General features: G+C 70.7%; 10 protein-coding genes and 1 pseudogene. 4 read left to right on the top strand and 7 right to left on the bottom strand.

The annotated features are described in order from the left end of the window. Positions 1-68 precede the first annotated feature (68 nt). From ACFVXA_RS40410 to ACFVXA_RS40430, 5 genes are all read right to left on the bottom strand, one after another. A complete protein-coding gene (locus tag ACFVXA_RS40410) occupies positions 69-908 on the bottom strand; it encodes a carbohydrate ABC transporter permease (RefSeq protein WP_362034144.1) in 840 nt (279 codons plus the stop codon). Further along, on the bottom strand, positions 905-2,263 hold the full coding sequence (locus tag ACFVXA_RS40415; protein WP_362034147.1) for an ABC transporter permease subunit: 1,359 nt from the start codon (positions 2,261-2,263) through the stop codon (positions 905-907). Before ACFVXA_RS40415 ends, ACFVXA_RS40410 begins: the two co-directional genes overlap by 4 nt. A gap of 5 nt (positions 2,264-2,268) precedes the next feature. Beyond that, complete coding sequence (locus tag ACFVXA_RS40420) at positions 2,269-3,594, bottom strand: ABC transporter substrate-binding protein (protein WP_362034150.1); 1,326 nt, start codon at positions 3,592-3,594, stop codon at positions 2,269-2,271. Positions 3,595-3,651: 57 nt separating this feature from the next. Further along, positions 3,652-5,325 (bottom strand): alpha-amylase family glycosyl hydrolase, encoded by a 1,674-nt coding sequence (locus tag ACFVXA_RS40425; protein ID WP_362034154.1) that lies wholly within the window; start codon positions 5,323-5,325, stop codon positions 3,652-3,654. 162 nt (positions 5,326-5,487) lie between these two features. After that, positions 5,488-6,759, bottom strand: a complete 1,272-nt coding sequence (locus ACFVXA_RS40430) for an ABC transporter substrate-binding protein (RefSeq protein WP_362034157.1) — start codon at positions 6,757-6,759, stop codon at positions 5,488-5,490. 174 nt (positions 6,760-6,933) lie between these two features. On the opposite strand from ACFVXA_RS40430, the gene ACFVXA_RS40435 reads away from it, so the two are divergent. The 4 genes from ACFVXA_RS40435 to ACFVXA_RS40450 all read left to right on the top strand — a co-directional run bounded on the left by ACFVXA_RS40435 (position 6,934) and on the right by ACFVXA_RS40450 (position 11,188). After that, entirely contained in the window at positions 6,934-7,449 is a 516-nt protein-coding gene (locus ACFVXA_RS40435) for a PadR family transcriptional regulator (protein WP_362034160.1), read from the top strand. Beyond that, a complete protein-coding gene (locus ACFVXA_RS40440; RefSeq protein WP_383748388.1) occupies positions 7,446-8,207 on the top strand; it encodes an ABC transporter ATP-binding protein in 762 nt (253 codons plus the stop codon). The genes ACFVXA_RS40435 and ACFVXA_RS40440 overlap by 4 nt, the downstream gene beginning before the upstream one ends. 512 nt (positions 8,208-8,719) lie before the next feature. After that, positions 8,720-8,890: a hypothetical protein gene (locus tag ACFVXA_RS40445; protein ID WP_390028699.1), complete on the top strand. Its 171-nt coding sequence runs from the start codon at positions 8,720-8,722 to the stop codon at positions 8,888-8,890. Between the two features lie 6 nt (positions 8,891-8,896). Then, the gene (locus ACFVXA_RS40450) at positions 8,897-11,188 is read left to right on the top strand and encodes an ABC transporter permease (protein ID WP_390028700.1); all 2,292 of its coding nucleotides are present in this window, start codon (positions 8,897-8,899) and stop codon (positions 11,186-11,188) included. A gap of 6 nt (positions 11,189-11,194) precedes the next feature. On the opposite strand, the gene ACFVXA_RS40455 is transcribed toward ACFVXA_RS40450, so the two are convergent. Beyond that, positions 11,195-12,154 (bottom strand): hypothetical protein, encoded by a 960-nt coding sequence (locus tag ACFVXA_RS40455; protein WP_390028701.1) that lies wholly within the window; start codon positions 12,152-12,154, stop codon positions 11,195-11,197. A 93-nt stretch (positions 12,155-12,247) separates the two neighbouring features. Next, positions 12,248-12,416, bottom strand: a pseudogene (locus tag ACFVXA_RS40460) (glucose-6-phosphate isomerase); the annotation flags it as partial.

Raw genomic sequence — 12,416 nt, forward strand, 5'->3', positions numbered from 1 at the left:
AGCCCCTATCCAGGGGCGCGGGGAACTGCGCTACGGGACGGGCAGGGGCGGCGGGGGCGAGAAACCCCTCACTTCACCGACCCCGCCATCACCCCCTGCACAAAGTGCCGCTGGAAGGCGAAGAACACCGCCACCGGCACGATCAGCGACAGGAACGCCCCCGGCGCGAGCACGTCGATGTTGCTGCCGAACTGCCGTATCTGTGACTGGAGTTCCACCGTCAACGGCTGCGCGGAGCTGTCGGCGAACAGCAGTGCGACCAGCATGTCGTTCCACACCCACAGGAACTGGAAGATGGCGAGGCTGGCGATGGCGGGCCTGCCCACCGGCAGCACCAGCCGGGTGAAGATGCGCCACTCGCTTCCTCCGTCCATCCGGGCGGCCTCCAGCATCTCCTTCGGCATCTCAGCGAAGTAGTTGCGCAGCAGGAAGATGGCGAACGGCAGCCCGTAGGAGACGTGGAAGAGCACGACACCCGGGATCGTGCCGAACAGCCCCAGCTGACCGAAGAGTTTGGCGACCGGCAGCAGCCCGACCTGTACCGGCACCACCAACAGCGCCACCACGACGAGGAAGATCGTGTCCCGGAAGGGGAACTCCAGCCAGGCGAAGGCGTATCCGGCGAGCGCCGCGATCACCACGACGAGGACGGTGGCCGGCACGGAGATCAGCACGGTGTTCCAGAACGCCCGCGTCATCCCCGCGTTGCGAAGGAGCGCCGAGTAGTTGTCGAAGGAAAGCTGACTCGGGCTGCTCAGCGCCGTCCACCAGCCCCCTTTGGCGGTGTCCTGCGCCGAGCGCAGGGAGGAGAGGAACAGTCCCGCGAGCGGGGTGACCCACACCAGGCCGACGACCACAAGGAACGCCTGCACCAGGCCATTGCCGAGCCCCCGCCTGAGCGCGTTCATCGTTGACTCCTTCGGAAACGGCGGACGTTGAAGACCATGGCGGGGATGACGAGCAGGAGGAGCAGCACCCCGAGCGCGCTGCCCAGGCCCTGGTTGTTGCCGCCACCGAAGGACACCAGCCACATCTGGGTGGCGAGCACGGTGGCGTCTTCCTGCACCGGGCCGGGCGCGATGATGTAGACGAGGTCGAAGACCTTCATCACGTTGATCACGAGCGTCACGAAGACCACGGTGAGTACGGGCGCCAGCAGCGGCACGGTGATCCGGCGGAAGATCTGCCACTCGTTGGCGCCGTCCATCCGGGCCGCCTCCAGCGCGTCACGCGGAAGGGCGGCGAGCCCGGCGCCGATCAGCACCATGGCGAAGCCGGTCCAGATCCACAGGTACGCGCCGATGATGGCCGGGGTGACGAGCGCCGGACCGAGCCAGGACACACCGTCGTACGGCGGGCTGAAGTTCGAGGCGGGGAGCCGCACGGTGTACGAGCCGGAGTCCAGCCCGGAGAAGCGGAAGGAGCCGTCGGCCGCCGTCGTCGTGCTCGCGACCGTCCTCCCGTCGCGCACCGCCTCGACCTTCGTCCCCGGCAGTCCGCGCTCCCCGCGGTCGACCCGGCCCGGCTTCCCTCCCCCGCCGGGGGTGAAGTCCAGGTAGACGACACCGCGCAGCTCGTCCCCGGCCGCCTTCTGTCCGGCGGCCGCGTAGGCGGGCTTGGCGTCCTTCGGCAGGTCCTTGGGGAGGACGCCGACGAGCCCGAGGCCGACCGTGTCGCCGGGCGACGCGGAGGCGGTCGTACGGTACGAGCCGTCGGCCCCCTGGGTGAGGCCCTGGCCGTCGCGGGCGCGGGCGGTCGGGTAGGAGGAGGTTCCCGCGAACGCGTCGTGGACACCGACCACGGCGGCGTTCAGGACACCCTTGTCGGGGTCCTCGTCGTACGCGAGCCGGAAGATGATGCCCGCGGCCAGGAAGGAGACCGCCATGGGCATGAACAGCAGCAGCTTGAACGCGGTGGCCCAGCGGATCTTCTCGACCAGGACGGCGAGCACCAGACCGAGCCCGGTGAGCAGCGTCGGCGCGACGACGACCCAGATGGCACTGTTGCGGACGGCCTTGAGCGTGGCCGGGTCGCGGAACATCTCGGTGTAGTTCTCGCCGCCCACGAACCGGGTGCCGGAGGCGTCGAAGAAGCTGCGCCCGACGGAGAAGAGCACGGGGTAGACGACGAGCGCGCCGAGCAGCAGCAGGGCCGGGAGGACGAAGACGAGGGCGATGATCCGGCCGCGACGCCTGGCACGCCGTCTGCGGTCGGCGGTGCCGACGGCCGGAGGGCTCGCCTCTTTCACGAGGGTGGCGGTCATGGCGATCAGCCCTGGTAGGCCTTGGCCGCGGCCTTCTCCAGCGCGGCCGCGGTCGCCTTCGGGTTCGAGGGGTCGCGCAGGAAGTCCTGGAGCAGCTTCCACTCGCCCGCGCCCTTGGTGCCGCCGAACGCGGCGGGGGCCTGGTCGGACATGTCGAAGCGGACCGAATCACCCGCGGCGACAAGGGACTTGGCGGTCTCGCGGGTGATGTCGTCGCTGTAGGAGGCGAGGTCCAGCTTCTTGTTCGGGGAGAGGAAGCCGCCCGCCCCGGCCCAGACGGCGGACGCTTCGGGAGTCGCCAGGTACTCCAGGAACGTCATGGCGGCCTTCTGGTTCTTGCCGTCCTTGAGGACCACGGCGGCGTCGCCGCCGCTCACCACGGGCGCCTTGCCGCCGTCGACCGCGGGGAAGGGGAAGAAGTTCGCGTCCTGGCCGATCTTCTTGCCGAACTGGTCCTTGGCGACCCCGGCGACGAAGTCACCCTCGTAGACCATGCCCGCCTCGGGCTTCGGTCCGAAGACCTTCTCGACGGAGCCGGGGAAGTCGGTGTTCAGGGCTTCCTTCTGGCCGCCGGCTATCAGCTGCTTGTCCTTGAAGAGCTTGCCGAGGGTGGTGAGGGCCTTCACCACGGTCGGGTCGGTCCACTTGAGCTGGTGGGCGGCCAGGGCGTCGTACTTCTCCGGCCCCGCCTGGGAGAGGTAGATGTTCTCGAACCAGTCGGTGAGCGTCCAGCCGTCCTGTCCGGCGACGGAGAAGGCCGCGAGGCCCGAGTCGGAGACGGTGTGCCCGGCCTTCAGCATCGCGTCGTACGTCGTCGGCGGCTTGACACCCGCCTGGGCGAGGGCATCGGGGCTGTACCAGACGGTCGACTTGTGGGCGGCCTTGAAGTACAGGCCGTAGAAGGTGCCGTCGACGCTGCCGTACTTCTTCCAGACGCTCGCGTAGTTGGTGTCGACGGATCCTTCGGTGGTCTTGGAGAGCGGCTTGAGCCAGCCCTTCTTCGCGAACTGCTGGAGGACGCCGACCTGCGGGACCATCACCACGTCGGGAGCGTTGCCGCCCTCGATCTTGCTGCCGACGACGGTGGAGACGTTGTCGCCGGTGGAGACGAACTGCGTCTTGGCACCCGTCTTCTCGGTGAAGGCGTCCAGGACCTTCTGGAAGTTCTTCTGCTCGCTGCCGGACCAGACACCGGCCACGGTGATCGTCTGGCCGCTGAGCGACTTTCCGCCGCTTCCGGCGGCGACCGGGCCACCTCCGCAGGCGGTGGCTCCGAGGGCCAGGGCGAGGGCGGTGCAGCTCGCGAGCAGGGTCGTACGTCGTCGCATCATCGTTGATGTCCCTTTCAGGGCAGGGGAATTGACGGAGGATCGGTACAGAGGAGTCACTCAGGGATTCGTGCAGTCGCTGATCCACCAGGCGGCCGTCGAACCGGGCAGGACGCCGGCCGGGCAGGGGCCGCTGGACAACAAGGGGGTGCCGGAGACCGGCGCGGGCGTGGGGGCCGTACCGAAGTTGACGGCGCACACCACGCCGTCGCCCCGGACGAAGGCGAGGACACCGGGCGGTGCCTCCAGCCAGCGCAGTGCACCCTCGCCCAGCTGGGGGAGACCGGCGCGCAGTTGGAGGCCGTCGCGGTAGAGGTGCCAGAAGGAGCGGGTGTCGGCGAGGGCGCGGTCGGTGGCGTACTCGGCGAAGTAGGCGGGCTGCGGCAGCCACGGTTTGGCGCTGTCGGCACCGGAGGTGAAGCCGAACGGGGAGGCGTGCCCGGACCACGGCAGCGGCACCCGGCAGCCGTCGCGGATACGGGCGCGGCTTCCCGTACGGCGGAAGATGGGGTCGGTCAGCACCTCGTCGGGCAGATCGACGACCTCGGGCAGTCCGAGCTCCTCGCCCTGGTAGATGTACGCGGCTCCGGGCAGCGCCAGCATCAGCAGCGCGGCGGCGCGGGCGCGGGCGGTGCCGAGGCCGCTGCCCTCGGTGCCGAGTTCGCCGTACCGGGTGACGGTGCGCACCTGGTCGTGGTTGTTGAGGACCCAGGTGACCGTCGATCCGGTTCCGGCGATGTCCTGCATGGCCTCGGAGATGACCTTGCGGAAGGCGTCGGCGTTCCAGGGTGCGCTGAGCAGATCGAAGAAGAAGGCCTGGTGGAGCTCGTCGGGGCGTACGTACTGGGCGTGTTCGCGGGCGGTCGGCACCGAGACCTCGCCGACCAGCAGCCGGTCACGGCCGTCGCGCGCGGTGTACTCCTCGCAGACGGACCGCCAGTGGCGCCACACGTCGTGCACCTCGGGCCTGTTCCAGGCCAGCGGGTTGACCGAGTCACGGGTGCGGGCGTCGGCCTCGGGGTCGGGCGAGTCCGGCAGGTCGGGGTGCTTGAAGAGGCCGGCGGCCACGTCGATGCGGAAGCCGTCCACGCCCCGGTCGAGCCAGAACCGCAGCACCTGGTCGAAGTGGGCGCCGACCTCGGGGTTGCGCCAGTTCAGATCGGGCTGCTCGGAGGTGAACATGTTCAGGTACCACTGGCCGGGGTTGCCGTCCGCCTCGGTGACCCGGGACCAGGCCGGACCGCCGAACATGGCGTGCCAGTTGTTCGGCGGCTCGGCGCCGTCCGGGCCTCGCCCGTCGGCGAAGTGGAAGCGGGCGCGTGCCGCGCTGCCGGGCTCCGCCGCGAGCGCTTCGCGGAACCACGGGTGCTCGCTGGAGCAGTGATTGGGGACGATGTCCAGGAGCACCTTGACGCCGAGGCGGCGGGCGTCGGTCATCAGCAGGTCGAACTCGGCGAGGTCGCCGAAGAGCGGGTCCACGTCGCAGTAGTCGGCGACGTCGTAGCCGTGGTCGTGCTGCGGCGAGGGGTAGAAGGGGCTCAGCCAGATGCCGTCGACACCGAGCTTCTTGAGGTACGGCATGCCCGCCCGGACCCCGGCGAGATCGCCGATGCCGTCCCCGGTGCTGTCCAGGAAGCTGCGGACGTACACCTGGTAGATCACTGCGTCGCGCCACCAGCGGTGCGTGTTGAGGGTCACCCGTTGACCTGTCTGTGCGTGCCTTCGGTTATGCATGCATGTTAAGTAGGCGTGTCGCACAGGTGTCAACGAGTAGGCAGCAGGAGCCGGGAAGTTGGGCTTCTATATGCAGACTTTTCGGGCACAAAACCAGGAGATGGGATGCTCCCGTTACCTAACATGTAACTAGCCGAGTGCTACGAGGGCACCGCCGGACCGCTACCGGCGCGAGATGGCCGCCAGCTCACGCGCCAGCCGCCGTACCGCCGCGGACGGTGTCTCGTGCCCCGTCATCGCATCGTGCACGACGGCCTGCACGGCCAGGCTGACCTGGTCGTACCGCGGGCTCTTGGGGCGTGGGGCGGCCGCGAGGATGCCCGCGCGCAGCGTGGGCAGATAGGGGAACTCCCGGATCAGCTCCGGGTCCTCGTAGAGCGCGGCCCGTACGGGCGGCAGCGCGCCCTTGGTGAGGACCTGGCGTTGCGCGCGTTCGGTGGTGAGGTACGCGATCAGACGCGCCGCCGAATCGGGGTGCCGCGCATGCGTGTTGACGGCGAGGTTGGAGCCGCCGAGCACGCTCGCGCCCGGTCCGTCGGGTCCGGGCAGGGGGACGGCGCCGATCTTCCCGGCGACCGCCGACCCTTTGCCGGAGGCACCGACGTACGCGTAGGGCCAGTTGCGCAGAAAGAGGAGGTGGCCGTCCTGGAAGGCCTGCTTGGACTCCTCTTCCTTGTACGTCAGCGCCTTCTTCGGAATCCAGCCGTCGCGTACGCCGTCGGCAAGGAACCCGATGCCCTCGCGGGCGGCCTCGGAGTTCACGGTGACGCGCTCGCCCTCGTCGCCGAGGATCGTGCCGCCCGCCGAGTAGACCGCCTCCGCCGCGTTCACGGTGAGTCCTTCATAGGGCAGGAACTGACCGGCGTAGCCGTCGAGTCCGTACTTGGGGGCGATCGTTTTCGCCTGCTGCTCCAGTTCGGCCCAGGTCCGCGGCGGCGCGACGCCCTCCTTGGCGAGGACGTCCTTGCGGTACAGGAGGAGTCCCGCGTTGGTGACGTACGGGACCGCGTACAGCCTTCCGTCGTACGTCGCCGTGTCCACGACCGGCGGCAGGAAGCTGTCGAGCGGGAAACGGCCGCGGTCCAGCGGGGAGATCCAGCCCGCGGCGGCGAACTCCGAGGTCCAGGCGACGTCGATGTTGAGGACGTCGAAGCGGCTTCTGTCGCCGCCGCGCAGGTCGGTCGTCATCTGCGCGTGTGTCTCGTCGGCGGAGTCCGGGAGCTCGACGAGGGTGACCTTCTCACCGGGGTGAGTACGGTTCCACCCCTCGAGCAGCGGTCCCAGATAGCCGGTGAGATCTCCCGCGGTCGCCAGGGTGAGCGGCCCACGGCCCGCGCCGTGCGCCCCGTCGGCGGGGGTGCCGGAGGCGACGTACCCGCTCAGGACCACCGCCGCGACCAGGAGGCCCCTACCGGCGGCACGTATCCACCGCATAGGTTCCTCCCTGTACACCGGCGTCGGGCACCTTCGCCCGGCGTCAGACGCCATGTATACCTGTTAGGTATGGGCGATACTAGGGCCTGCGACACATTGGCATCCGGCCACACCGGGTGACAACGCCTGGCACGGGTCCGGGCGGATGACAAGGATGCGGGGAGGAGAGCGCGGGTGCGGCTGCCCCTCCTGGCGCTGCTGGCGCGTGGCCCGGCCCACGGGTACGAGCTCAAGCAGGACCTTGAGCAACTGCTGGGCTCCGCGTACCCTCAGCCCAACGTCGGCCAGATCTACGTCACGCTCGGCCGCCTCGAGAAGTCGGGACTGATCGAGGGCGAGGAAGTCGAGCAGTCGAGCCGGCCCAACAAGAAGATCTACCACCTCACTGACGCCGGGCGCGAGGCGCTGCGAGCCTGGTACCAGGAGACGGCGGACGAGCCGCGGGTGCGGGACGAGTTCTTCATGAAGCTCGCGCTCGCCCCGACGACCGGCCTGGCCGACCGGATCGCCCTGATCAACAAGCAGCGGCGCCAGTATCTGAACACCATGCGCGACCTGTCGAAGCTCGCCGCGGCCGAGGACCGGAACAACCGCGTCTCCCACCTGCTGATCGAGGGAGCCATGCTGCATCTGCAGGCCGATCTCGACTGGCTGGAGCGCTGCCAGGAAGAACTGGAGGAGCTGGAGTGAGCCACGCCGGAGTGAGTCACACCGCTCCCTTGCTGCGCGCCGAGGGTCTGGTCAAGACCCACTACGGCGAGGGCGCGCCGGCGCATGCCGTGCGCGGGGTGGACCTCGCCGTGCGTCAGGGCGAGTTCCTGGCCGTCACCGGCCCGTCCGGCGCCGGCAAGTCGACGCTGCTGCACCTGCTGGGCGGGCTCCAGCGGCCCGACTCCGGCAGCGTCTGGCTGGACGGCGAGTGCACGGACGCGTACAGCGAGGCGCGTTGGGCGGTGGAGCGGCGACGGCGCATCGGCATCGTCTTCCAGTTCTTCAACCTGGTCTCCAATCTGTCGGTCGCCGACAACGTCGAACTGCCCGCCCTGCTCGCCGGGGTCTCCCCGAAGCAGGCGCGCGCCGAACGCGAGCGGCTGCTGTCCGAGCTGGGCCTGGAGGGCAAGGGGCGCAGCATGCCGGGTGAGCTGTCCGGCGGCGAACAGCAGCGTGTCGCCCTGGCCCGGGCGCTGGTCAACCAGCCGTCGCTGCTGCTGGCCGACGAGCCCGCGGGCAGCCTGGACAGCAAGGGCACCCGCGAGGTGATGCGGCTGCTGTCCCGCTTCCACCAGGGCGGCCAGACCATCGTGCTGGTCACCCACGACGCCCGGCTCGCCAGCGCCGCGGACCGCGTGATCAGCTTCTTCGACGGACGCATCGCCGACGACGCGGAACTCGACGGCACGCCGTCGCGCGGCGCCGGGATATCCGGCGTGCTGGAACTGAGGGACTGAGCCGAGTGCGCGACCAGCCGCAGCACCCCGTGCCGATGCACCACCCCGTCATACGCGAGCACGAGCACACAGGTCCGCTTGCCGCGACACGCGAGCACGCCGGTCCGCCTGCCGCGGTACGCGAGCACGCCGGCTCCCCCGCCGCCGCACGCAGGCACGCCTGTGCGCTTACCGCGATACGCGAGCACGCCGGCTTCCCCATCTCCGCACCCAGGCACGCCGGTGCGCTTGCCGCGGTACGCGAGCACGAGCACACCGGTCCGCTTGCCGCGGTACGCGAGCACACCGGCTCCCCCGCCGCCGCACGCAGGCACGCCGGTGCGCCTACCGCGATACGCGAGCACGCCGGCCCACCCACCGCCGCGCGCGAGACGGCGCGCCGCGCCGTCACGAGTGCACGCCCTTGCTGCGCCATCGCGCCCGACGCTGCCCCTTGTCTCGTCGTACGTGAGTTTGCTCGTCGAGATCCCGTCATACGTGAGCCTGCCCGCCATCCCGTCACGCGGGAGCCGATGAGCCGTCCCGTCGTACGGGACCGGATAAGCCCTCCCACCGTGCGGGCCCTGGTGAGCCGTCTCCCCCTGCGGGCGCTGGTGAGCCGTCTCCCCCTGCGGGAGCTGGTGAGTCGTCTCCCCGTGCGGGAGCTGGTGAGCCGTCCCGTCGTGCGCGAGCCGAAGGGCTGAGCCGGCGTGCGGGCCACTCTGCGCTGGGCGCATGCCGATCTGCGCACGCATCGGGGCGAGGCGTTGTTCATCGTGCTCGCCACCGCGGGGATCGTCGCCTCGCTGCTGCTCGCCGCGGCGCTCTTCGGCTACGCGACGAACCCCTGGCAGCGCGTCTTCACGCAGTCCCGCGGCGCCCACGTGTGGATCCACACCGGCGCGTCCGCCGACGCCGGGCGGCTCGCGAAGCTGGACGGGGTCGAGTCCGTGGCGGGCCCGTACCGCACCGCGTCCGCGACCGTCGAGTCGCGCGGCACCCGCGCCTCCGTAGAGCTGCGCGGCGCCGTCGAACCGCCCGCCACCGGTCGGCCGCTGCTCGCCTCAGGGCACTGGCTCGACCCCGCCCGGCCCGACGGAGTCGTCCTGGAGGAGAGCCTCGCCCGGGCCTTGTGGGCCGAGCCCGGGGACACCCTCACCGTGCCCGGCACCACGCGAACCCTCACTGTCCTGGGCGTGGTCGACAGTGCGGAGCCCCGCTACCGCCCCGGCGAGCGCTCGGGGCTCGTCTGGGTGCTGCCCTCCGCGGTGCGGAGCGCCGACGGACGCACCGGTCAGGTCATCGGCCTGCGTCTGACCGATCCCGGCGACACGGACTACGCGGTGCAGCGCGCCGTCACGGCACTCGGCGCCGGCGCGGTCACCCAGGTGTCGAACTGGCAGCAGGCCCGCGCCGAGGCCCAGGGCGACAACCGGCTGCTGGGTCAGGTGCTGGGCCTCTTCGGCCTCGGCGCCCTGCTCGCCGCCGCGCTCGCCGTGTACGGCGCGATCGGCACCCGCATCCGCGGCCACCTGCGGGACATCTCGGTGCTGAAGGCGATCGGGTTCACGCCCGGCCAGGTGGTGCGCATCTTCCTGATCCAGCACGTGGCGTACGCGACTCTGGGCGCTCTGGTCGCCGCCACGCTCACCCAGGCACTGGGCAGCCGTGTCCCCGGGCGCCTCGGTGACGCCGTGGGCGTCTGGCAGGGGCTGCCCGGACACACCGCGGCGCTGTTGGCGGTGCCGGTGGCCGCGGTGCTCTTCATCGGCGCGACGACCGGGGTCGCGGCGTGGCGCGCCGGCCGGGTGCCTCCGGTGCCGGTGCTGCGGGCCGCGGCACCGCCGGCCGGACGCCTGTCGGGCGCGGCACGCCGGGCACTCGGACTGCGGCTGCCCCCGGCGCTCGTACTGGGCTGGCACCAGGCGTTCCCACGACGGCCCCGTTCACTGGCCACGATCGCCCGGCTCGCCCTGCCCCTGCTGCTGATCGTGGTCGCGCTGAGCGCCTGGACCACCATCGACCGCTTCCACAGCGAGCCCCAGCGGATCGGCCTCGCCGCCGCACTCACGGCACACCCGGACGACAGCCTGGGCGATCCGGCGGCTCGCGCCCTGCTCGCCCGGAACGCGCAGGTCACCGCCGTGCACCCGGGTGCCGAAGTGGCCGCCCTGGTGCCGGGTCAGACAGCCACGATCGCGCTGCGCGGGCTCGGCACACACCAGGACCCGTATCCCTTCACGCTGGCCGAGGGCCGTCCGGCCGACGGACCCGACGAGGCGGTGGCCGGTCAGGGGCTGCTCGATCTGCTGGACGTGCGCGTCGGGGACTGGGTGCGGATGACCGTCGGCGCGCGTCCGCAGATCCTGCACATCGTCGGCCGCAGCATCGAGCCGGAGAACGGCGGCCGCGTCATCTCGACCTCGCTCGACACCCTCCGCGAGAACGACCCGGAGCTCCGCCCGACCCTCTACCAGCTCCAGCTGCGCTCCGGCGCCGACCCGGGCAAGGTCGCCGCCGAGCTGACCGCGGCCGGACACGGACACCTGGACGTGCACGCCGTGACCAACCCGGCCGACGGACTCTCACCGCTGCGCGGCGTCGTCGTCGGGCTGATCGCCGTACTGGCCCTCATCGGGCTCATCGAGTTGCTCACCGCGATCGGCGGCACCGTGCGCGAGGGCGAGCGGGATCTGCTGGCGCTCAAAGCCATCGGCCTGTCACCGCGACAGATCACGGCGATCACCGTCACGGCCACCGCCTGCACGGCGCTGGCCGCCGTCCTCGCGGGTACGGCGCTGGGGCTGCCCCTCGCACACTGGCTGATCGACATCCAGGGGAAGTCGAGCGGGATCGGCGCCGGTATCGCCCGGGGGCCGTCCTTCCTCCTGCTGGTGCTGTTCGGTCTGGCCGCCGTCCTGGGTGCCGCCGCCCTCGCCGCGCTCCCCGCGGCCCGCTCCGCACGACGACGGCTCGCGGACACCCTGAGCGCGGTGGCCTGATCACGGTCAGGACCCGTTCGGGTTCCCCTGGGTGTACGGGTTCCCCTGGTTGTACGGGTTCGGGTTCGAGTTCGGCGGCGCGTACGGGTGCTGTACCGGGTACGGGTTCGGCGGGGCGTACGGCTGCCGCGGCGGATACGGGTACTGCGCGCCCGGCGCGTAGGGGTTCCCCTGCGGCGGCACGAACCCCGCGTTCGGCCCGTATGCCGACGGTGCGGGAAGCGGGGGCAGCGTGGCGGGGTGCGCGCCCAGCCGAATCCCGTATCGGCGGCGGAGCCGGTTCATCTCCAGGAAGGCGATGGCCGTGACGGTCACCGGAGCGCCCAGGATGAAGACGATGCCCATCGTGAAGCTGAGCCCGTGCAGATCACCGGTGACCAGGTCGGGAATGGCCATCAGCCAGGTCGTCACCATGGCGAGCAGCGGCGGCAGGCAGCGGTGCACGGCGGCGGAGCCGAAGAAGTTCCCGGACAGCTGCACGGCTCCGTATATCAGGAATCCGGTCAGCCAGAGCGCGGTCAACCCGAGCAGCGCCAGCATGATGCCGCCGAGCGAGGTGGACAGCTGCCACAAGAACACCGTCGCCACGATCATGCCGATGAAGAGCAGCAACAGCTTGAGCGAGTTGAAGAGGGGCACGCGCAGTTGGCGGATCCTCCCCGTGCGCCGCCAGACGAAGAGCATCACGCCCACCGTCGCAGGCGTGATGAACAGCAGGACGGCGGCCGCCGTCAGCATGTTCTGCAGAACCTCCGTGAAGTCGAACTTGCCCTGCACGAAGGTGTAGACGCCGAACGCCGCGACCGCCCCGGCAATGACACGCACCCGCTTGAGCCGCTCCACGGACGGATCGACCGACGCCGGAATCCACGCGGGGTGGAACACCGCCTGCGCCACGGCCTTGGGTTGCAGAATCGACCCCGCCGTCAGGGTGCCACTGAGCCATCTTCTACGCGAGCCGGCCAACTTCCGCTCCCCCGAGCCCTCAGTACCACGATCGCCGCGGAGTCTACGGGAAGCGGACGGACTCCCGCCGCCCGCTTCCCCGCACTTGGGCCCTTACCGGCTGCGCAGCTCCCGGTAGTTGGCGACGAGGGCCTTGGTCGACTCGTCCAGTCCGGGCACGTCCGCGCCCTCGGTGAGCGCGGGCTCGATCCGCTTGGCGAGGACCTTGCCGAGCTCGACGCCCCACTGGTCGAAGGAGTCGATGTTCCAGATCGCGCCCTGG

This window comes from Streptomyces sp. NPDC058246, from assembly GCF_042881985.1.
Lineage (GTDB): Bacteria > Actinomycetota > Actinomycetes > Streptomycetales > Streptomycetaceae > Streptomyces.

What these genes read in the sequence shown, in the direction of transcription:
- ACFVXA_RS40410 (WP_362034144.1), bottom strand. Translation starts at nt 908, where the DNA reads ATGAACGCGCTCAGGCGGGGGCTCGGCAATGGCCTGGTGCAGGCGTTC.
- ACFVXA_RS40415 (WP_362034147.1), bottom strand. Translation starts at nt 2,263, where the DNA reads ATGACCGCCACCCTCGTGAAAGAGGCGAGCCCTCCGGCCGTCGGCACC.
- ACFVXA_RS40420 (WP_362034150.1), bottom strand. Translation starts at nt 3,594, where the DNA reads ATGATGCGACGACGTACGACCCTGCTCGCGAGCTGCACCGCCCTCGCC.
- ACFVXA_RS40425 (WP_362034154.1), bottom strand. Translation starts at nt 5,325, where the DNA reads ATGCATAACCGAAGGCACGCACAGACAGGTCAACGGGTGACCCTCAAC.
- ACFVXA_RS40430 (WP_362034157.1), bottom strand. Translation starts at nt 6,759, where the DNA reads ATGCGGTGGATACGTGCCGCCGGTAGGGGCCTCCTGGTCGCGGCGGTG.
- ACFVXA_RS40445 (WP_390028699.1), top strand. Translation starts at nt 8,720, where the DNA reads ATGAGCCGTCCCGTCGTACGGGACCGGATAAGCCCTCCCACCGTGCGG.